Here is a 20,487-nt window from a genome sequence, read left to right on the forward strand (position 1 = left end):
CAAGCGATCGGATTTTCGATTTTGATCGCCTCAGGCGATCAGTTGGGTGTCGCGATGCAGGGCGATACGAAGAGGTGGCCCTTCCACGCGCCGGCGAGCGTCTTGGCGGCGACCACCACCCACATCATCGCGAGGGCAAGGGTGAGCACCGTCCCGACGATCCCGAAGAAGGCGAGGTCGAAGGTCGTGCCGAGGCGGAAGGTCGCGACCGTGTAGACGCCAAGCGGGAAGGTATAGCCCCACCAGCCGAGATTGAACGGGATCCCGGCGCGCCAGTAGCGCCAGGTGATCAGCATCGCGAGCGCCAGCCACCACAGGCCAAAGCCCCAAAGCAGCAGCCCCGCGATGCTACCGAGACCCTGGGCAATGCCGGCAATTGAGGCGAGACCGTGCGCCGAGAGGATCGCTGGCGCGTCAGCGCCCAGCACGAGCATTCCGAGCGCACCGGTGCCGATCGGGCCGAGCGAGAGCCAGCTCGACGCGGCCATCCCCTCGTGCGGCAGCTTGTGCAGCGCCATGCGAAGGATGAGTAGCGCGAGGATACTGAAGGCGACCGGCACCGAATAGGCCCAGAGCACATAGGAAGTGAGCAGCGTCACGAATTGCGCATGCGGATCGGCGAGATGTGGCGCCAGCAGCCCGCCGCTCGCCGCCGCCACCTCTGCCGCGACCACCGGGAGCAGCCAGACGGCGGTCATGCCGTCGAGGCTGTGCTCGTGACGGGTGAACATGAAATAGGGAATGACGACGCCGCAGGTCACGGCCACCGCGACATCGATCCACCACAGGACATGCGCTACACCGACGATGCCGTCGCCGAACCGGGCGATCCCAAAGGCGAGGCAGCCGTTGATGATCGTGGCGAGGCCCATCGGGATGGTGCCGATGAACATCGACACCGTGTTATGGCCGAAGATCCGCCGTGCCTCATGGCCAAACATTATCCAGCGCGCCGAATAGAGGCCGGTGAAGAGCGCAAACAGCGCGATGTTGAAAAACCACAACGCCTCGCCGACCGGCTTCAATGCCGGGCCGATGCCCGGCACCTGCGGTAGCGCCAGCGCGAGGATGCCGGTGCCCATGGTCGCGGCGAACCAGTTAGGGGTGAACTGGCGGATCATCTCGCGGGGATGATCGAGGCGCGAGAGTGGACGCAGGCCGCCGAGCACGGGCTTGAGGTCGCCGGTCATCATCCATGCTCCTTCACGAGATCGGTCAGCGCGTCGGCCGCTTTGGTGCGGTAACGCTCCTTGTGGCGCAGCGCTTCGAACGGCCGTGCGGGCAGCCCAAGACCCAGGTCATGCAGATGCCCCGCCGCCAGCGCCCTGCGCACGACGAGTTCGGACAGCACTGCCACCCCGGCGCCGGCTTCGACAGCCGAGCGAACCGCTTCATTGGACGGCAGGGTCATGCCGATGCGCAGATCGGCAGGGTCGACGCCGCGGTGGCGCAGCACCTCCTCGAAGGTCGAGCGCGTGCCCGATCCCTGTTCGCGCACGATCCAGTTGGCCTCGCGGACCCAGGTTTCATCGACATTTCCGGTTGGCTCTGCGCCGACCAGTAACATCCGGTCCTCGGCGACTTTCCAGTGCGCAAGTGCCGGCTCGTCGACCGAACCTTCGACAAAGCCAAGTTCGGCCGTGCCGTCGAGCACCTGCGCAGCAGCACCGTCGGTGTTGTCGATCGCCAGTTCGATGCCGATCAGCGGATGGCGACGATGAAATTCAGCGAGCCGCGCAGGCAGCCAGTAGCTGGCGATGGTCTGACTCGCGACGATCCGCAGCGTGCCGCGCTTGAGACCACCGAACTCCGCCAGCGCCAGCCCGGCGCTCGCGGCCCGGCGGAGGACGGCGCGCGCCTCGTCCAGAAACATGCGACCCGCCTCGGTGAGCTCAATGCCGCGCCCGACCCGATGAAATAGCGGCACGTCGTGGCGCGCTTCGAGCGCGGCGATGGCGGCACTCGCCGCCGACTGGGTGACGTTGAGCGCCTCGGCGGCGCGGGTCATATGCTCGCGCTCGGCGACGCCAACGAAAATACGAAGCTGTTCGAGGGTCATATCGATCTCCTGCAGGGATCAATAGACCGGCGCGATAAATCGTTCCAACTTGTTGATTGGATCGTTCCAATCGTCATTCACGATTGGTTGAGCAGGGCCGCTGCTTCGCTGAACGCCGCGCGAAGGCGATCCATAACCTGAGGACTTGTACAGACGTTGGCCGGGCTGGGATGCGGCATCGGCATGACCTTGATCGAAGCATCATGCGCCGACACGAGTTGTCCGGCCTTGGTCGCCACCCGGCCGGCCAGCAAGCAGACTTTCAGCTTGGGCAGCAGCGCGAGAAGCCCGGGGAGCGTGGCCAGCCCGGCATCGATCTCGGCTTTGCGCAGGGTGCGATTGCGGGCACCGGGTGGATGCATGATCCAAGGCACGGTGTTCCAGAGTACAAAATCGGACCGGTCGATGCCGGCCTCGTCGAGATAGCGCCGCAGATTGCGGGCGGTCCCGGACGGATTGTCGCGCGACACGAAGCGGGTGCGCTCAGGCCCGGGACCGGGGGTTTCGAGAAGCAACAGCAGCCGGGCGTCGACCCCGCCGTCCGCCGGGTCGAAATGCGGCACAGGTCTGCCGTCGGCCAACAGCCCTTCGCGCCAGCATTCGAGCTGTGCGACATGCGCATCCGCCAAGGACTGCCGCCGTCGCTTGATCAGGTCGGGGTCGTCGAGCCAGGCCATTCATCTCCATTCGTGATCGGAACGACAAATATCATCGGTTGGATCGATGACTAGCAACGCGCCACCTTGGTCACAGTTACAGCAATGCAGCAATGGCAGCGCTGTCGATCAGGAGATCCGACATGGCAACGCGCATTATGGAGAGCGAGTTTCAGCCCAAGGAAGTGGTGGAAGAACCGACGCGACCGGCATTACGCTTGGTCCGATCCGATGATCCATACGCCGAACTGGAGCGACCAGCGCCCGGCGTCGCCAGTCGCGGGGTTCATCCTAATGTGCTCGTTGCGCTGGTGGGGTTCTATGCAATAATGGTCGGGTCATTCTGGGCCTTCTTCGCACGCGATGCGGCAGCGGCAGGTGTCCTCGTCGTCGTGACGCTGTTCACGGTCATGTATTTCTCGCTGATCGTCGGCGGTATCCTCCTCGCTGACAGTGCTGCGCCGGGCGAGCGGCAGCGCAGCCTTGGCGAGTTCCTGCGCGGCCCGGTCGAAATCCTCGCCGGGACGATCAGCGGCCGCGAGGCGACGATGCAAATATTGCTCCTGCCGGCGGCGATGATGACACTGGCTGCCATCATAGGCGTTATCGCGAGACTATCATGAGAAGGGGCATGCGCTTGAAACTGATACTGGGCCTTGCCGGCCTCGGCCTCGCGGCATCCGCAGGCGCACTCGCAGCGGCGCCTCAGGACTTCGCCACCGACATGGCCGCCGCGATGGAGCAGATGCATCATGAGATGATGGTCGCGCCGTCCGGTGATCCGGACCGCGACTTCGCGGCGATGATGATCCCGCATCACCAGGGCGCAATCGAGATGGCACAGGCGCAACTGCGCTACGGCAAGGACGAACGCCTGCGCCGTCTCGCGCAGGGCATCATCGTTGAACAGCGTCAGGAGATCGCGGTCATGCAGGCGATCCTTGCCGAGAAGGGCGCACCGCCGAGTGTGCCTCACCAGCATCAGGGAGACGGAAAATGATTACGAATCACCTCAAGATGGCGTTTGCCATGTCTGCCCTCGGCCTGCTGGCGAACCCCGCATCCGCGCAGCAGGTGCCCAATGCGACGCCCGACCGGCCGATCAGTTCGCAGGACCGCTTCTATACTTCGGACCAGTTTTCCAACACGGTATCGGTCATCGACCCATCAACCAACCGACTGCTCGGCGTCATCAAGCTCGGCGATCTGACGCCCGCCAATCTGAGCCCACTCTACAAGGGTCAGCTTCTGGTCCACGGCATCGGCTTCTCACCCGATGGCAGGACGCTGGCGGTGATCTCGATAGGGTCGAACTCGGTGACCTTCATCGATACGGCCACCAACGCGGTCAAGCACACCGCCTATGTCGGCCGCTCGCCGCACGAGGCGTTCTTCCGTCCCGACGGGCGCGAGGTCTGGGTCAGCGTTCGCGGCGAGGACTATATCCAGGTGCTCGATGGCAAGACGTTCGAACCCACCACGCGCATCACCGTCCCGAACGGCCCGGGCATGACGATCTTCTCGCCCGACGGCAAATACGGGTACGTTTGCTCGAGCTTCTCGCCCGAGACGGTCGTGATCGACACCAAAGCCAAGAAGGTCGTCGGACGTGTCGCCCAAGCTAGCCCCTTCTGCCCCGACATCGCCGCGACACCCGATGGCAGGCAGGTCTGGCTGACGCTCAAAGATGTCGGCAAGGTAATGGTGTTCGACGCCAAGCCGCCGTTCGCTGTCCTTAAGACGATCGACACCGGCCCCATCACCAATCACGTCAACATCGCCCGCACGTCGCGCGGACAGTTCGCCTATGTGACAGTCGGCACGCAGAACATCGTCAAGGTGTTCCGCACCGACACGTTCGAACAGGTGGCGACAGTTTCGGTCGGCGCGCTGCCGCACGGGTTATGGCCTTCGGGCGACGGCACCCGCATCTATGTTGGGCTGGAGAATGGCGACGGCGTTGCGGTCATCGATACTGCCACCAACCGCCTGCTCACGACCATCCCTATCGGTCAGGGGCCGCAGGGCGTCGCCTATGTACCGGGCGCGGTGCCTTCGGGCGACGGCATGGCCAATCTGGTCCCGCTCGATATGGCCAGCGGCAAGGTCCAGTTGACCCTGTCAGGCCAGGGCCAGAGCCAAGTCACTTTGTTCGATCAGGGGCAGGTCCAGATCCTGCAGGCCGCCGTCGCCGGCCTGCCGCCCAAGCAACCGTTCACGCTCGGACTGGCGACCAAACCCGACGGGACGGGTGCGATTCAACCTCTTGCCAAGTTCATGACCAATCCGGCCGGCGCCGCCATCGTCAACGCCGTCGGGCCGATCCGCCAGATTGTCGCGGATGCTGCCCCGGCCGAGCGCCGTTATTTGGTCATTCGTGCCGGTGATCCGGATTCGCAGGGCGCGGTAGTGCAGAAACAAGCCCATTGAAGCCCGCGCGCCGCTGGCTACCAATTGTGCGCAGCGGCGTTTCCTCGCTCTTCGACTCCCTAGTTATTGAAGGGAAGCTCATCGACGTCCGCGTTTACCTAAAGCCGTCGGACACCGTCTAACTTGCTAACGACGGCTTTGTTGTCTAATTGATTCCTGCATTGGGCTTCCTTTTTCCCGTTCGCCAATGGTTGTCTTCGAGGTCATCGGACAGCTGTGCAGCTTTTCGTCCGAGCCTTCATGATCGCGGCCGAGCGGAATAGGTGGACGTCTCTGAGTCCCAAACCAGGTTTGACCCTCTACAAAGCTGACGAGATCGTCCGGGGCATGGCTGAGCGGGATGAGGGACGCCGGGATCAGACCCAGCGGAACTCAGTCTCGTTCAACCAAAGCGAATGGAGTAATGCAGCAAGCTTGCGGGCGACAGCCGTTCTGGCACGCCGAGCACCTTTGGCTTCGGCCATTTTCCGTCCCCATTGCTGGAGGGCGAAAGGCCGCTTGACCTAAGTCAGCGCGACGTTGGCCGCTTCGTAAAGCGCCTTGCGCAACATGGGATCTCCCGCCTTGGAGATATGTCCGCTGACATCGCGTTCTCCCGATTGACTGCGTCGGGGCACGAGTCCCGCATATGCACCGACATCCTCGCTTCTTGCAAAACGGTGAGGGTCCTCGATGGTAGCAGTGAATGTAAGAGCCGTAATTGGTCCAACCCCAGGAACGCTCATCAACCGGGCGCAGACCTCATCCGCCTTTGCCCGGTCATTGAGCAGGCGATTGTATGCGCGCAGCTGCTCTTCAATAGCCTCCATGGATGCAATGAGCGGAGCAAACAGAACCTTCAAATCTGGGCGCTAGGCGTAGAAGGCCGTCAGGCGTTCCGCACGCCGGCCCGGTGTTCTCGCGGTGCCCATGCGTAGGCCGAACAGCTTTAAGAGTCCTCGCAGCTGGTTGGCCATGGATGTCCGCGCAGTGATGAGCTGGGCGCGGATACGGAGAGCTGCCCTATCGATATGCGTGGCTGACGCTTTCATGTGGACGCGTTTGTACCACCCGGTGCGCGCCAGTTGGGCAAGCCCTTCAGCGTCGTGGACATCGCTTTTGTTCACACGGGCAGAAAGGATGCCCTTCGCGTGCCGCGCGCAAATACATTCTATCGCGACACGGCGCTCGACCAGCCCATGATACAGGAACGTCGATAACGTTCCCGTCTCCAGCACCACGCGCGCCAGATCGGTACAATGTTTGTTAAGCCATTTGGCCAGAACATCGGGATCGCTCGCGACAACATCGCGCCGCAAAACCTTACCGTCGACATCGACCACGCAGATATGCGTCGTCTTGTCACTTACATCCAACCCTGCATAAATCGACATCGGTCATCCTCCTGCATTGAAGCGCCAAGGCGACTTCGTACCATGCACGAGGGTGGCTCAATCAATTACGCGGTGTCCCACTTCGCGGCTTCCCGCATCCGGCAGGTCGCGACCAGGACTGGTCGCCCCGGTGGTCGCTCAAAAATGTTAGCTCACGCCGAACCCTGCCACCTGGGCTATTGCTATCCCAGTGGTTAGCATCCCTTGATCTTTTTTCCTTCACCCATCATAGATGGCAATAACGGTAATGGATTTCTGCCGGACCTTCGGGTCGAACCGCCCTGACAAGGGACGATGATTCCTACTTGGCGCCGCAAGGCAGCAAGGAGGGATCGTGCGCGCGACTTTTCGCAACCTGTTCAATATACTCAATGTGGCGGCCTTTCTCCGGGATCGACACGATCATGCGATGTCGGTCATGCGCTGGACGCTGATCCTGGTTCCCCTGGCCGCGCTGATCGGCACGTTGTGTGCCGCATTCCTGTGGAGTCTGGATGCGGCAACACAGGCCCGTTTCGATCATCCCTGGCTCCTCTATCTTTTGCCGGCAGGTGGCGCGGCAATCGCCCTTCTCTACCATCGCACCGGTAAGTCGGTCGAAGCGGGCAACAATCTGATCGTCGAGCAAATTCATGAGCCAGGGGGCGGCGTTCCCCTGCGAATGGCCCCGTTGGTCTTCATCGGTACTATCGCCACACATTTGTTCGGCGGATCGGCAGGCCGCGAAGGCACAGCGGTGCAACTTGGCGGCAGCTTTGCAAGCGCTGCCGCCCGACTGTTCAAACTCGACGCTCCGAGCATCCGCATCGTTTTGATGGCTGGTGTCGCTGCCGGCTTCGGGGCTGTTTTCGGCACGCCGCTAGCCGGCGCTGTGTTCGCGCTCGAAGTGCTGGCGGTCGGCCGCATGGAATATAGCGGGATCTTACCATGTCTGCTTGCTGCGCTGGTGGGCGACTGGACGTGCCATGCCTGGGGCATCCATCACACGCCCTACCAGATCAGTAGCATTACTGGAGGCGTGGGCGCTCTGATCGTCGAACCGCTGATTCTCGCCAAGGCGGCCGTAGCAGGGGTGGCATTCGGCCTTGCAGGACTCCTATTTGCCGAAGCCAATCACGCGCTCGGCGGGTTCCTCAAGGCTCGTATTCCCTATGGCCCTCTGCGGGCGGCCTTTGGCGGCATATTGGTCATCGCGCTGGTCTGGATTTTTGGCACACGTGCCTATCTTGGGCTTGGCGTCTGGTCCGCCATTCCCGGAGACCCGACCATCGCTGGCTTCTTCACCGGTCCTGCCGATCGGTGGAGCTGGGCGCTCAAGATGGTCTTTACGGTCGTGACCCTCAGCGCCGGCTTCAAGGGCGGGGAAGTGACGCCGCTATTCTTCATCGGGGCAGCACTCGGCAATGCGCTGGGTTGGCTGCTCGGCGCGCCGCTCGACCTTTTCGCCGGCCTTGGGTTCGTCGCCGTCTTTGCCGGCGCGGCCAATACACCGCTTGCCTGTACGATCATGGGTATCGAGTTGTTCGGGGCCACCCACGCCGTTCCGATCGCGGTGGCCTGTTTCGTGGCTTATATCTGCTCGGGCCATAACGGGATCTACCTGTCGCAGCGTATCGCCGTTCCGAAGCGGCTGACACGCGGCCAGTCCCATGGCGCTACCCTGCGCGAAGCGCGTGCCTCGCGGCGAACACGTCGGGAGAATAGCTCTTTCAACAAGAAGGAAAACTGATGTCTCACAAGGTCACGCCCAGCCAGATCGGCATGATCCGCATCTACATGAAGCCATCGGACAAGGCGACCGATGGCCCGCGCAGCTTCTGGACCCGAAAACCGCTCTACCGGCAGTTGGTCGTGCAGGCGAAGCGCGACGGCATCATGAACGCCGTCGCGCATCATACCCACTACGGCTTCAGCAACCACGGTCCGGTAATGGAGGATGGTGCTGAACTATCCAATCCGCATCTGACGATGTGTGTCGAGCTGATCGGCCAGCGCCATGAACTGGAGCGCTTTTGCGAGGCCCATGGCGATCTGCTCGGCGGGAAAGTGATCGTCTACAAGCATCTTGAGCATTGGAGCATCGATCCAGGCGGAGTGCGGCATCAGGACGCTGCGCCAGAGGAACTGATGGCAAAAGCTCGATGAGCGTCGGGTTTTGGCGAGAGCCGTCGGTCACGGTCGCGCTTGGGAACGGCAGAATTGTCCCAGATCCCGCCGATCTCGACCCAAATTTGCCGTTCGAGGGGCGATTTTTGAGCCCCAGGAGCAGACGGTCAGGTTTTCCGTTCCAACCGCGCGTCGAGCCGATCTCGGAATGCCAGCTTCCATCTAGCAATTGGTCCCAAGCTGCCCTCAAGCCTGACTGACGAATAAAGCATCGGGAATATCCGATATCTGGTTGACGGGCCATATCGCATCGGATAATTCCGATGCATGGCAACCGATGAGGCACTCTCGATCCTTTCCGCTCTCGGCCATCCGACGCGGCTCGATGCGTTCCGCCTGCTAATCCGGCATGAGCCCGAAGGGCTGTCGACCGGCGAACTGGTAGAGGCATCGGGGCTGACCCAGAGCACGTTTTCGACCCATCTGGCCGTGATGGCGAAGGCAGGGCTGGTCCTGTCCGAGAAGCGAGGTCGCCAACAGATCCAGCGAGCCAACCTCGATGCGCTACGCGGACTGATGATCTATCTGGCAAAGGATTGCTGCCAAGGGCGCGCCGAACTGTGTGAGCCGCTTCTGGCCGAACTTACCTGCTGCTGAAGAGGCAACAATGACCGATATCGTGATCTACCATAATCCGCTTTGCGGGACCTCTCGAAATGCCCTGGCCATGATCCGCAATGCCGGCATCGAACCTCATGTTATCGAGTACCTGAAGACGCCGCCGAGCCGCGCGCTGCTCCTGGAACTCATCGACCGCGCCGGCATCACCCCGCGCGCTCTGCTGCGCGAGAAGGGGACGCCTTATGCCGAACTGGGCCTCCGCGACGAGACCTTGACGGACGAGGCCCTCGTCGACGCGATGATGGAGCATCCTATCCTCATCAACCGGCCTCTGGTCGTGTCGCCACTGGGCGTGAAGCTCTGCCGGCCTTCCGAAGCAGTGCTGGACCTGCTGCCAGCTCACCAGCGCAGCACATTCGTCAAGGAAAACGGGGAAGTCGTGGAAGCGACCCGGCGATGAGCCTTTCGGTTCGTAGGGTGAATGTCGACGACGCGGAAGCTATCGCCGCAATCTATGCGCATCACGTCCTGAATGGCACCGCGACCTACGAAGTTGTGCCACCGACCGGGGACGAGACCGTCGAGAAGATCTTGACGGTGACCGGACGTAGTTGGCCATTCCTGGTTGCCTGCGATGGATCTGAGGTGGTGGGCTATGCCTACGCCACGCAGTTCCGGGACAGACCGGCCTACGCCTATGCTTGCGAGAACAGCATCTACGTAGCGCACGACCGGCGCGGTGGCGGCATCGGCAAGCTGTTGCTCAAGGCCTTGCTGGAGGCCGCCGATGCCTATGGCTTCCGGCAGATGGTCGCTGTCATCGGTGGCGGCGAACCGGCCTCGGTCGCACTACACGGCTCTTGCGGCTTTGAGCAGGTCGGCTGCCTGACCGGCATGGGCTGGAAGGCCGGCCGCTGGCTCGACACAGTTTACATGCAGATCGCCTTGGGCGGCGGCACGGCGACCGCGCCTATCGCTTCCGGGAAGGACTGACGATCATGTCGCTGTTCGAACGCTATCTCTCGCTGTGGGTGGCCCTGTGCATCGTAGTCGGGATCGGTCTCGGCCATTTGCTTCCCGGCGCCTTCGAGGCGATCGCAGCGCTGGAGATCGCCAACGTCAACCTCGTGGTGGCGGGCCTGATCTGGCTCATGATCATCCCGATGCTGCTACGGGTCGATTTCGGCGCCTTCCATAGCCTTCGGCAGCACTGGCGTGGTATCGGCATTACCATCGTAGTGAACTGGGCGATCAAGCCATTCTCCATGGCATTGCTCGGCACCTTCTTCCTGGGCCACCTGTTCGCGCCGATGCTGCCTGAAGGCGTATCGTCGTCCTACATTGCCGGGCTAATCCTGCTGGCTGCAGCGCCTTGCACGGCGATGGTCTTCGTCTGGTCCAGCCTCGTCGATGGTGAGCCGAACTACACCTTGAGCCAGGTGGCACTGAACGACCTGATCATGGCCTTTGCGTTCGCGCCGCTCGTAGGACTGCTGCTGGGCGTGGCATCGATTACCGTGCCGTGGAGCACGTTGGCGCTGTCGGTGGGACTCTACATCGTCGTCCCAGTGGTCATCTCGCAACTGCTCCGCCGAGTCCTACTTCGCGGGGGCGAGAAGCGGCTCCAGCATTTCTTGTCCGCCACCGGCCCGATCAGCCTTGCCAGCCTGCTGCTGACACTGGTGCTACTGTTCGGCTTTCAGGGCGAGCAGATCTTCCGGCAACCGCTGGTGATTGCGCTGATTGCCGTGCCGATCCTGTTTCAGGTCTATCTCAACGCCGGCATCGCCTATTGGCTCAGCCGCCGCTTCGGTGTGGCATGGTGCGTCGCCGGCCCGTCGGCGCTGATCGGCGCCTCCAATTTCTTTGAACTGGCTGTGGCCGCCGCGATTAGCCTCTTTGGCCTCAGTTCCGGCGCCGCGCTGGCAACGGTCGTGGGCGTGCTGGTCGAAGTGCCGGTGATGCTATCGATCGTCGCCTTGGTGAAGCGGACCCGTCCCTGGTACGAGAAAGGTATTTCCGCATGAGACTGCGCGAACTCGCAGCCCCCGATCATCTTCCTGCTCTGGACAAGGCCTTCGCGTTGGCTCGTCCTGCCGCTGGCCTTGGCCCGGATCAACCGCCTCCGCGTATTCTGCTGCTCTACGGCTCTCTGCGGGAACGCTCGTTTTCGCGCCTCGCGGTGGAAGAGGCGGCGCGCCTGCTAGAGTTCTTTGGCGCCGAGACGCGGATCTTCGATCCCAGCGATCTGCCGCTGCCCGATCAGGTGGCGGGAGACGATCACCCGGCGGTGCACGAGCTGCGTGAGCATGCGCTGTGGTCGGAAGGCATGGTCTGGTGCAGCCCGGAGCGGCACGGTCAGATCAGCGGCATCATGAAAACCCAGATCGATCATCTGCCGCTCCAGATCCGCGGGATGCGGCCGACGCAGGGAAGAACGCTTGCGGTCATGCAGATGTCCGGCGGTTCGCAATCGTTCAATGCCGTCAATTCGCTGCGCTTGCTGGGCCGCTGGATGCGGATGTTCACAATCCCTAATCAGTCGTCAGTGGCGATGGCCTACAAGGAGTTCGACGAAGACGGCCGGATGCGGGCATCGAGCTACTACGAGCGCATCGTCGATGTGATGGAGGAACTGGTCCGCTTCACCGTGCTGATGCGGCCGCATGCGTCGCAGCTCGTTGACCGATACTCCGAACGGAAGGAGGCTGGTGTGCCTATCGACGCCACCACTGCGGACCTTTCAGCTATAGCGATAGCGGGCCAGCCCTGATTCCGCGGTCGACCCTTATGAGACGCTCAGCCGCAAATTTCTGCATCCCAAGAGCGGCCCGTCTGCTTCCCTATTCCGGATGCCCCAGACCTGCCGGAAGGAGACAAGCGGCTTCGGACCTCAGAGAGCCAGCAATTGTCATCGTCAGTCCGGCAGCGCAGGCCCAAGCGCCTCGATGATACGGCAATCGGCAACGATGCCACCATCGCAGGAATCGATCACGGCCTTAAGCTCTTTGCGAAGGGCGCTAAGGTCGGCCAGCTTGCGATCCACTTCCAGCAGGTGCTCCTTGGCGATCCGGTCGATACCGGCGCAATCACAGCTGCGGTCGCCCGAGATGCTCAGCAGCGCCCGCACCTGATCGAGCGAGAATCCAAGGTCGCGGGCACGCCGGATGAAGGACAGTCGGCCAAGCTCCGCCTGCCCATAATCCCGGTAGTTGCTCGTCGTGCGAGCCGGTTTGGGTAGCAGGCCGATCTTCTCATAATAGCGGATCGTTTCGATCTTCGTGGCCGTCGCCTTGCCCATATCGCCGATCGTGAATGCCATGCCCTTGACCCTGTAGTTGCTACAGGGACTATATAGCTCGCCATCACTTTGTTCGGGAGATGGATATGGCAGGCGGATGCTGCGGCGGATCCCAGGATAGTGCGGAACAACTGAACGATCAGGTCTGGCGGCGCGTGCTGTGGATTGCGCTCGTGATCAACGCGGTCATGTTCGGCGTGGAGATTGTCGCCGGGGTCACTGCTGGGTCCGCATCGCTCAAGGCCGATGCGCTCGACTTCCTGGGCGACGCAGCCAATTACGCGATCAGCCTCGGCGTTGCAGGCATGGCACTGGCCTGGAGGGCGCGGGCCGCGATGGCCAAGGGCGTGTCGATCCTGTTGTTCGGCGTATGGGTGCTGGGCAACACCATCTGGATGGCGACGCAAGGAACTGTTCCTGCCGCAGAGACTATGGGTATCGTGGGCGTGATCGCGCTGGTCGCGAACCTTGCCTGCGCCGCGATGCTCTGGCGTCACCGCGAAGGTGATGCCAACCGGCGCTCGGTCTGGATCTGCTCGCGCAACGATGCGATCGGCAATATCGCCGTGGTCGCCGCAGCGCTGGGCGTGTTCGGCACCAGCACGGGCTGGCCGGACATCGTGGTCGCAGCAATCATGGCCGCGCTGGCACTGTCCGGCGGATGGCAGATAATCCACCAGGCGCGCGGCGAACTGAGGCGGGAGCCTAGTCGCCGCCGAAGCGAATCCGCACCCCTCCGTTGAGGACGAAGCCATCGGTTGGTGCCCAGGCATCGACCGTCCATGCACCCGTCGCCGCCCGACGTGGCAGGAGCAGCGAATCATATTTCGTCTGCCGCACATTGAGCAGGTTCTCGGCATTGAGGAACAGGCTGACCTTGCCCAGTATCAGTTCGCCCATCGCGCCCAGTTGAACATAGAGCTTGCTGCGCGTCCGATAGGGATTGTCGTCCAGCGACTGCCGCCCGGTATAATAGGCCTCGATCCCGAAGCGGCCACGCCCTTCCTTCTCCCACATGCCGACAAGGCCCGCGCTGTCTCGGGGCGTCAGCGGCACGATGCGTCGACCGGATCCGTCTGGGTCCGGTTCACTCGCAGCGACATGGATGTAGCTGCCGGTCAGAGACAGAGCCCGCCAATGATAGCGCAGAAGCACTTCGGCACCGCGCGTCCGCGTGACGCCATCGGCATTGATGAGCGTGACATGATCCGCGTCCACCATCTGCAACTGCTGGGCATGGTCGATGTTGGAAGCGAACATGCTGAGGTTCGCCTCGAACGGCCCACTGGCATAGCCGAAGTCGATCGACCCGCTGTCGGCGATCTCCGCCTTGAGCTTCCCGTAGGGCAGGAGGCGGGCGAGGCCGTTGGCCTCTGTCTCCTCGACGAACGGCGTCGGCGCGTAGAAGCCGCGCCCCAATGAAGCGCGGATCGTCCAGGGACCGGGCCGATAGAGGGCGGAGAGGCGCGGACTTACGTGCGAGCCGTAGTCACTATGGGCATCCCAGCGCAGGCTTCCCGCCAGGATCAGCCGGTCGGCCAGTTCCTGCTCACCCTGCACGAACAGCGCGGGCACGGTGTAACTGTAATCGAAGGCTGAGAACGCTTTGGATCGATAGTCGTCCAACTGGACCGCAGCGCCTGCCAGCCATGTCGTCGCACCTGACTTTCTGCCGACCGACGCCTCGGCAAATGCCGTGCGGTGACGGTCATTCTCCATCGTATCGCCGAAGACATGGCGATGCGACTGGATAACGCCCGAGGCGCGCAGACGCAGCGTGCCGATTCCTTCCAGCGGTGTTTCTGCTGTAAGGCCGAGGTCGTAGCGCCGGCTGCGCAGCGTCTGCGCGAACGGCAATCCGTCCGGCGCATTCGCGCCTGGCATCGTTCCGCCGTCGCGCTGCTCCGCCATTGCGCCGAAGGTCAGCAAGGCCTTCGTCCCATCGGCAGCATCGAGAAACAGCCGGGGCCGGATTGTGAAGCGCTCATAGCCGGGCATATCGGCCCAGCCGTCATCGTTCAGGTCCTGACGGCGTTGCCGGTCGTAGCCGGCCGTGAGCGAGGCACTGAACACGCTGCTGAGCAGCGCGGCGACATACCCCGTCACATCCTGCCCATCCCGACTGGTGGCATTGAGCAGGAGTTCGCCTTGCGGTTCGCTGGCCGGACGACGCGACACCAGATTGATAACGCCGCCCAGTGCCGAGGGGCCATAGAGCGCCGATGCGGCGCCCTTAATGATCTCCACCTGGCCGAGATCGGTGGGCGGGATTTGTAGCAAGCCAATGGAGGGGGTCTGCCCACCATAAAGCGGCAATCCGTCAGCCAGTATTTGGGTGTAGCGGCCCTTCAGGCTCTGGATACGGACATTGGCCGCGCCCAGTGCAGGCGATGTGGTCTGGACACGCACGCCAGGCGTCTCGCTCACCAGCATGGCGATGTTGCCAGGGCGCATGAGGAGTTTCTCCTCAATCTCCTCGCGATTGATGACCTCAACGCGGATCGGTTCGTCCTGAACCCTGCGCCCGGTGCGTGTCGCCTGGACGACGATTTCAGTTTCAGTCTCTTCGGCATGATCGGTGTCGGCCTGCGCGTAAGCTGGGCCGGCCATCATGGTCGCAATTATTAGCGCGCTACTCCCGGCATAGGCCCTGCTGGCTCGAACCATCAAACTCACGTTGCCCCCGTTCCCGCCCGGCATTGAACGCCGAGTGCGGAAGGCTTGATAAGGCCTGTATCAACTACAGGGTCAAGGGCGGCTGTCTGGATTTACCAAAGGCGGTCCAACTTTGCGGATGGGCCGCTATTAGACGACAGCCTCGACCCATTTCGGCCGTTTAGCCGCCGACTTTTAATCTCGACCAGCTGACGGTCCGCTTACTGGACTGTTAGATCATAAGCCTCCTGTAAACTAGGGCGGTTCACGGTGCGTCCTGGACAGCTAGACCGTCGGCGCATCGTACCGGCGCCCCACCCGATCGCAAGCCCGGAAGACGCTGCACGAGTAAGGCAGGACCGCCTAGCGCACGCGGCGCTGAGGGCTGCGATCGCAAACTGTGCCATTGCCTCGCGCCATCAGCCTGTTCTATCGGAAGCGATCATCTTTACGGGGGGCGTGAAGATGGCGATCGGGGAATAGAACTATGAAGACCGGACGCTTGGCGCTCTTATCAGGCGCGCTTGCCATGCTGATCGCAGCGACGATGGCGCAGGGCGCGCCGGCTCGGAGACCTGCGGCAAAGCAACGAGCGGCTACGCCTGCCTCCAAACCTCTGTCGCCCTCGCAAGTGCTCGCCGGACATCTGGTGCTCAACCGCTACACGCCAGCCACGCCAATCGGTGCTGCCTGCCGCCAGGCGAGTTTCAAGAATCTGGCGATCGCGCTCAACATGAACCGCGAGCTGCTCACGGCGGCGAAGAACGAGTTCGAAACCAGCGCGCAGTTCTCCGAAAGGTCCGACCGGCTGCAATCCGCGCTGGGCGGTGAGCCGATCCTGTTTTGCGAGTCCCTCAATGACAATGAGGACGTGCCCTTTGCCTACAAGGCGGATGAACAACTGTTCGAAGGCAGTTTCTACAAAAACCATAATGTTTGGCGCGATGTAAAGCCGCTGGGCAGCTACCGCACCAAGACGCGCATGGGCATTCCCGTAACGGTCAAGTCCTCGGCCGAGTTCGAATATAATGTCGCGCTCGACATGCCCGCCAACCTCATGGGCTGTGTATCGGGAGACTATGGCTACAAGTTCGCCGTGCCCCAGCCCATCGCGGGCGCGCCGGCCCTCAAGGCCGGCGGCAAGATCGCCTTCATTGCCAGACTCATCTCCCCTTATGTCAGCGAGGAAGAAAGCCCCGGCGAACCCAGCCTAGACAATCCATATGACATCGCTACCCAGACGATCACCGTGCACGCACAACCTGAGCGGCTGATCGTCCTGGATGGGACTGGCAAGGAAGTATGGTCCTGCAGGGTCGGTGCCTTCACGCCGTTGCAAAAGCCCCGCCCGCTGGGCGATGAAAAGAGCTGGCTCTCGCTGGTCGATTATCCGGTCAGCGGCTATCGCACCCAAGCGGCAGGCACCGTAGCCGCGACCCTGCAGATCGACCCGCAGGGCAAGGTGAGCGGCTGCACCATTACCGCCTCTAGCGGCTTTGCCGAACTGGACGCGGCCAGCTGCGCGGGGTGGACGCGACGGGCGAAATTCGTGCCGGGCAGCGATGAAAATGGCGATCCAATCGAGAGCGAATACGCGATTAGCCGGACCTGGACGCGGTAAGCGTGTGGACGCGCCGTGTCGGCACATAGGCCGCCGTGGTGCCTCGCCCTTGCTACTGCGCCTGGCAGCGGCGGTTCCGTCCGATACCCGAGCCGGATTTGACACTAAAAGCGCCAGCGGAGGATGCGCTAGGTCCCTTTTCGACCTTGCCCGGTGCGACGCCACCTACCTCCTCCATATCCCACAGCACATCACCGTGCTGGTGAGGCCGCATATAACGCAACTCGTCGATCGGTTTTTCGAGCGATAAGAATATCGCGCTCCGCTCGTTGCCACTCTGGGCCACTCCGCTAGAGCGATAGCGGCCCAGCTCTAGCTTCCTGCAGCGCCCCCTTTTGCAGACTTTTAGCATGCAATATTTGATACCCAGCTGCTGACGATCTGCTATCCCAGCAGTTGTCCACCAGAGCTGGGCGCCTAGCTTGGGCACCGTGGAGTTTGTTCCTGACAGACTTTGCTGAAGGTCACCTCCAGGCGCCGCCTTCGCGAGGCGCAGCTGATCCGCAGCAAAACTCTTGCTACGCCGGGATGGTGGCTGTCAAACCGTGCCATCGGCTTCGTCGAGGAGATACCCCTCAGCCTGCAACTGGGTAAGCCGCGCCTTGCGGAGCTCTTCTATTGCTTCTGCGGGCACATTGAAGTTTGTGCCAAGAAAGTGCTCGAATTTCGGATTGATACCCGACGTAAGGTTGCGATCCTTGCCCTGAAGACGCCTGTGCCAATCCATTGCGCGCTCGATGTCGTCTTCACCGCCGACGACGGACTCGGGAGATGTCAGAGTGAGCTCGCGCACGGCTTCGTGCGAGCCGACGCGTTTGATCACCCCAAATCGCCAAATAGGATCGACTTTATGGGCGAGCATATGAGGCTCTAGGACAGAACTTATCCCGTTCGAGATCAGACCCACACGCATCAGCTTCGGGGGATATTTCGCATGATCGTTGTAAACCGATGTCACGAGCAGCCCGGCGGCTCGGCCGATGCTTTCGAGACCTTCATGGAAACGCTCGCCGTCATATAGCTGATTATGCAGGGACCGGATACGCTGCCCGTAGATTAGCAAGGTCATCATGACCTTGGCACCATAGAAATCTGCCCAGAATTCAAGACTTCTATCTTCCTCGGGAGATCGCGTTCTCGCCATCAGGTGCCGATGAACGACATGGGCAATCTCGTGCCCGATGATGAGCAGATGGAAATGGAAGCGGTCGGCATCTTTGATCACGTCATTGGCCATGTCGGGCGAGAGGGCGATATATTGGCCGTCATTATCCCGCCGAGCCGCCGCGATATGGGCCGTCTCGGCCTTGACCCGGATCGAGGGAGCACGCCCGCCAAGAAAAAAGGCTTTGAAATCCTTCACGGCGGAAACGGCGATTTCTTCGCCTGTCAAAGGGAATTTTTTCACGCGGTATCATACCCTACAAGTAAGAGGCGTCCCGGCAAAAGCTGGGTGCGGAATGGATCGATTGGACATCGGATGCTGCTAACTGGACGCGGCGGCGGCGTCGAGAACCTGCGCACTGACAAGCGACAACAGGCGTCGTCTTAGTAGCGTGACCAAGTCTGCTCCGAACGTAAGCGACAGCAGATACTCCCGCGCGACCAACAGGATGTTCACGCCCTGTGTCAACGCTATTGTCATATGGTAGAAACCTGCCCTTGCGGACTTCTCGTTGCTGGCGACACCGGAGCTGGCCAGGCGGGGCCGGTTGCGGAGTCGCGGCTTACATATGCCAAATTGCGAAACCAACGCGCCTGGCATCACACTGCTGATGCCATGTTTGTCGAAGTCAGCGCTGCTGAGGCCGGAAAGTTGTGCTGGACCGTGGCCGAATGCGCAACTTGCCCGAACAAGAGCCTTCGGGTTTGCAGCGCCCTGCGCTGGAGATAGTAAGCCTTTTACGAATAATGCGAGGCCAGCGGCAAACTGTCTACTTCTCGGGAACTCAAGCGCTTACGCCAGGCTTGCCGCGAGCTCTTCCTCCTCAAGCGCGGTGGCGTACATCAATATGTCCTCGAAGAAATCGCGCGCGAACCGCTTCAGTGGGCTCGTGTAGAGACGGTCACCTGCGTTCATCAGCTCGAGCCGGTCGAGTCGCTGAGATGCGTGCGGATGCGTGTCCATGCGCTCCGAAATAGGAACCCTATGGGCTAAGCGCTTGCCCAGCATCTCGCCCGCGCGCTGGATGAAGTCCATATAAATGAAGAGCAGGTAAGTGGCGCCCAATTCACGCTGGTGCTCATGCAATTCGAAAAGCATATCGCTGGCTGGACTAGCGGTGTCATCTGGTTTGGTCTCATCATTGGCGAGATGCTTCATGCGGTCAATCAGTCTAGATCGCATCAGGCCAAGCGCGAATGCGTCAGCTCCAAACTCGAACTCATGCCGAATGAGCGACGCGTTGCCAGCTTCACGTGCCTTTTGCAGCCGACGGGGATGGTCTAGCGCCACATGGCCGAGTTCATGGCTGACAATGAAGTCGACTTGGCTGCTGGTGAGCCGATGAAGCATTATGGCCGAGTCTTTCCCGTAGATTGTGACGCTCGATTCCAACATTCGCGCCGGGGACACGTCCGACCAGAAGTGCAGGACGATGGGCACCATGCATCGCCATGCCCGCTCGAGCCTACTTGGGCCGGCCATCTCCCTTGTGGAATGATAGTGCAGGATGAAACGGTTGAGCTGCTTCAGGATCGGTTCGAGAGCGTAGTTCAGTGCGATCACTGGTCCATTTTCGAAGGCCCACGTGGTGGCGTTGAACTTGGCCTTTTTCACCATGGCGACAGCAACGCCGCTGAGACCGAAGCGCGCGGCGTTTTCGAATGGCATCCCGCGCAACACGCGCAGAAAAGCCATTCGCGCCCAGTACGGTAATAGCCCTGCTTCGTTCGAGAAGTCCTTCGACATCTTCAAGGCGCGGTCAGCCAGGATCTGATTGAGGACGAAGTCGTAGGCCGCGGCGAAGCGGAGGTCGTGTTCGCTTTCCGGTTCCGGCCATGTGAACTGAAACAGCGACCTCAAGCCAAGGTAAAGCATCTCATCCGGCCGGATCGGGGACTGCATGTGAAACTTCCTGATGGCTCCGGCCTGTGCCTCGCTCACTCCATCGAACGCAGCGTAGTCGGCGACCTGAATCTGCTCGAGGTCGAGAGCAGTCATTGCGGGAGGAGGCCCTTTGCCCATCCCTGATCCCACGCGGACGGCCACCTCGGCGAGGATGCCATCTATGTCCTGCTTGTCTAGGACGGGCAGGCACTTGTGGTTATCATCGCCAAGCCAGAGATCGTAGGGGTTGCTATGCGCTGCCGTCATTCTCTTCACCTCGACCGACTCTGACTCACGTTCTCTGCGCCGTCTTTGCATCAAAAGTCGATATCATAGCATTGATAGATTTAGCATATTCTCACTCGCGAAACGCCCGATCACGATCCCTGAACACCGCGAACGCCTTGTAGAAGTGGCCGATAAATGCGCATAGCGCCGGGGGCATCCCTATCGTCTTCGTCGATCACTCAATCAGCCTGGCGCCGAGGTCAAATTCGATTCCCGCGACACGTTTGTTCAACTTGGATTTTGCGCGCGAGGCAGCAGCAGCGATCGGCGGTGTCGCTTGGGTGATGCAGCCTCGCCGACGTGATAGTGCGGAAAGCCAAGGAGGACG

At 61.6% G+C, this 20,487-nt stretch carries 21 protein-coding genes and 1 riboswitch; of the genes, 12 read left to right on the forward strand and 9 right to left on the reverse strand.

Annotated elements, in window-relative coordinates; all coding sequences use genetic code 11:
• Window positions 1-38: 38 nt before the first annotated feature.
• From ACI6S0_RS17070 to ACI6S0_RS17080, 3 genes are all read right to left on the reverse strand, one after another.
• Window positions 39-1,193, reverse strand: a complete 1,155-nt coding sequence (locus ACI6S0_RS17070) for a TDT family transporter (RefSeq protein WP_017182151.1) — start codon at window positions 1,191-1,193, stop codon at window positions 39-41.
• Entirely contained in the window at window positions 1,190-2,059 is an 870-nt protein-coding gene (locus ACI6S0_RS17075) for a LysR substrate-binding domain-containing protein (RefSeq protein WP_434403719.1), read from the reverse strand. Before ACI6S0_RS17075 ends, ACI6S0_RS17070 begins: the two co-directional genes overlap by 4 nt.
• 77 nt (window positions 2,060-2,136) lie before the next feature.
• Complete coding sequence (locus tag ACI6S0_RS17080) at window positions 2,137-2,736, reverse strand: uracil-DNA glycosylase (protein WP_017182153.1); 600 nt, start codon at window positions 2,734-2,736, stop codon at window positions 2,137-2,139.
• A 122-nt stretch (window positions 2,737-2,858) separates the two neighbouring features.
• Between ACI6S0_RS17080 and ACI6S0_RS17085 the strand changes: the two genes are divergently transcribed.
• From ACI6S0_RS17085 to ACI6S0_RS17095, 3 genes are read left to right on the forward strand one after another with little or no spacing between them, the layout of a single operon-like run.
• Entirely contained in the window at window positions 2,859-3,338 is a 480-nt protein-coding gene (locus tag ACI6S0_RS17085) for a hypothetical protein (protein WP_017182154.1), read from the forward strand.
• 8 nt (window positions 3,339-3,346) lie between these two features.
• The gene (gene copM / locus ACI6S0_RS17090; protein ID WP_017182155.1) at window positions 3,347-3,715 is read left to right on the forward strand and encodes a CopM family metallochaperone; all 369 of its coding nucleotides are present in this window, start codon (window positions 3,347-3,349) and stop codon (window positions 3,713-3,715) included.
• A gap of 17 nt (window positions 3,716-3,732) precedes the next feature.
• Window positions 3,733-5,145 carry a YncE family protein gene (locus ACI6S0_RS17095; RefSeq protein ID WP_229380724.1) on the forward strand — a complete coding sequence of 471 codons (1,413 nt, stop codon included), beginning with the start codon at window positions 3,733-3,735 and terminating at the stop codon, window positions 5,143-5,145.
• A gap of 503 nt (window positions 5,146-5,648) precedes the next feature.
• Here ACI6S0_RS17095 and ACI6S0_RS17100 read toward each other — a convergent pair.
• Entirely contained in the window at window positions 5,649-5,987 is a 339-nt protein-coding gene (locus ACI6S0_RS17100; protein WP_434403720.1) for a transposase, read from the reverse strand.
• A gap of 9 nt (window positions 5,988-5,996) precedes the next feature.
• Window positions 5,997-6,518 (reverse strand): IS110 family transposase, encoded by a 522-nt coding sequence (locus ACI6S0_RS17105; RefSeq protein ID WP_434403721.1) that lies wholly within the window; start codon window positions 6,516-6,518, stop codon window positions 5,997-5,999.
• A 234-nt stretch (window positions 6,519-6,752) separates the two neighbouring features.
• Window positions 6,753-6,829, forward strand: a riboswitch (Fluoride riboswitch).
• Between the two features lie 23 nt (window positions 6,830-6,852).
• Between ACI6S0_RS17105 and ACI6S0_RS17110 the strand changes: the two genes are divergently transcribed.
• The 7 genes from ACI6S0_RS17110 to arsH all read left to right on the forward strand — a co-directional run bounded on the left by ACI6S0_RS17110 (window position 6,853) and on the right by arsH (window position 12,018).
• The gene (locus tag ACI6S0_RS17110; protein WP_434403722.1) at window positions 6,853-8,247 is read left to right on the forward strand and encodes a voltage-gated chloride channel family protein; all 1,395 of its coding nucleotides are present in this window, start codon (window positions 6,853-6,855) and stop codon (window positions 8,245-8,247) included.
• Window positions 8,247-8,663: a DUF190 domain-containing protein gene (locus tag ACI6S0_RS17115; RefSeq protein WP_434403723.1), complete on the forward strand. Its 417-nt coding sequence runs from the start codon at window positions 8,247-8,249 to the stop codon at window positions 8,661-8,663. Before ACI6S0_RS17110 ends, ACI6S0_RS17115 begins: the two co-directional genes overlap by 1 nt.
• A gap of 288 nt (window positions 8,664-8,951) precedes the next feature.
• Window positions 8,952-9,281 (forward strand): ArsR/SmtB family transcription factor, encoded by a 330-nt coding sequence (locus ACI6S0_RS17120; RefSeq protein ID WP_048938945.1) that lies wholly within the window; start codon window positions 8,952-8,954, stop codon window positions 9,279-9,281.
• 10 nt (window positions 9,282-9,291) lie between these two features.
• Entirely contained in the window at window positions 9,292-9,705 is a 414-nt protein-coding gene (arsC, locus tag ACI6S0_RS17125) for an arsenate reductase (glutaredoxin) (protein ID WP_048938944.1), read from the forward strand.
• Complete coding sequence (locus ACI6S0_RS17130; protein ID WP_048938943.1) at window positions 9,702-10,238, forward strand: GNAT family N-acetyltransferase; 537 nt, start codon at window positions 9,702-9,704, stop codon at window positions 10,236-10,238. Before arsC ends, ACI6S0_RS17130 begins: the two co-directional genes overlap by 4 nt.
• A 5-nt stretch (window positions 10,239-10,243) precedes the next feature.
• The gene (gene arsB, locus ACI6S0_RS17135; protein ID WP_048938942.1) at window positions 10,244-11,272 is read left to right on the forward strand and encodes an ACR3 family arsenite efflux transporter; all 1,029 of its coding nucleotides are present in this window, start codon (window positions 10,244-10,246) and stop codon (window positions 11,270-11,272) included.
• Window positions 11,269-12,018: an arsenical resistance protein ArsH gene (gene arsH / locus ACI6S0_RS17140; protein WP_048938941.1), complete on the forward strand. Its 750-nt coding sequence runs from the start codon at window positions 11,269-11,271 to the stop codon at window positions 12,016-12,018. The genes arsB and arsH overlap by 4 nt, the downstream gene beginning before the upstream one ends.
• Before the next feature lie 144 nt (window positions 12,019-12,162).
• On the opposite strand, the gene ACI6S0_RS17145 is transcribed toward arsH, so the two are convergent.
• On the reverse strand, window positions 12,163-12,567 hold the full coding sequence (locus tag ACI6S0_RS17145) for a MerR family transcriptional regulator (RefSeq protein ID WP_072895874.1): 405 nt from the start codon (window positions 12,565-12,567) through the stop codon (window positions 12,163-12,165).
• A 65-nt stretch (window positions 12,568-12,632) separates the two neighbouring features.
• Between ACI6S0_RS17145 and ACI6S0_RS17150 the strand changes: the two genes are divergently transcribed.
• Complete coding sequence (locus ACI6S0_RS17150; RefSeq protein ID WP_122928789.1) at window positions 12,633-13,289, forward strand: cation transporter; 657 nt, start codon at window positions 12,633-12,635, stop codon at window positions 13,287-13,289.
• Here the strand turns inward: ACI6S0_RS17150 and ACI6S0_RS17155 are convergent.
• Window positions 13,252-15,213: a TonB-dependent receptor domain-containing protein gene (locus tag ACI6S0_RS17155; protein WP_122928131.1), complete on the reverse strand. Its 1,962-nt coding sequence runs from the start codon at window positions 15,211-15,213 to the stop codon at window positions 13,252-13,254. The genes ACI6S0_RS17150 and ACI6S0_RS17155 overlap by 38 nt on opposite strands.
• Window positions 15,214-15,748: 535 nt before the next feature.
• Here ACI6S0_RS17155 and ACI6S0_RS17160 point away from each other — a divergent pair.
• On the forward strand, window positions 15,749-16,822 hold the full coding sequence (locus ACI6S0_RS17160) for a TonB family protein (protein ID WP_434403725.1): 1,074 nt from the start codon (window positions 15,749-15,751) through the stop codon (window positions 16,820-16,822).
• Window positions 16,823-17,360: 538 nt separating this feature from the next.
• On the opposite strand, the gene ACI6S0_RS17165 is transcribed toward ACI6S0_RS17160, so the two are convergent.
• The gene (locus tag ACI6S0_RS17165) at window positions 17,361-18,230 is read right to left on the reverse strand and encodes a hypothetical protein (protein ID WP_164488874.1); all 870 of its coding nucleotides are present in this window, start codon (window positions 18,228-18,230) and stop codon (window positions 17,361-17,363) included.
• A 549-nt stretch (window positions 18,231-18,779) separates the two neighbouring features.
• Window positions 18,780-20,138 carry a hypothetical protein gene (locus ACI6S0_RS17170; RefSeq protein WP_122928127.1) on the reverse strand — a complete coding sequence of 453 codons (1,359 nt, stop codon included), beginning with the start codon at window positions 20,136-20,138 and terminating at the stop codon, window positions 18,780-18,782.
• Between the last annotated feature and the right edge of the window lie 349 nt (window positions 20,139-20,487).

It is taken from the genome of Sphingobium sp. DN12 (assembly GCF_051058005.1).
Classification (GTDB): domain Bacteria; phylum Pseudomonadota; class Alphaproteobacteria; order Sphingomonadales; family Sphingomonadaceae; genus Sphingobium; species Sphingobium yanoikuyae.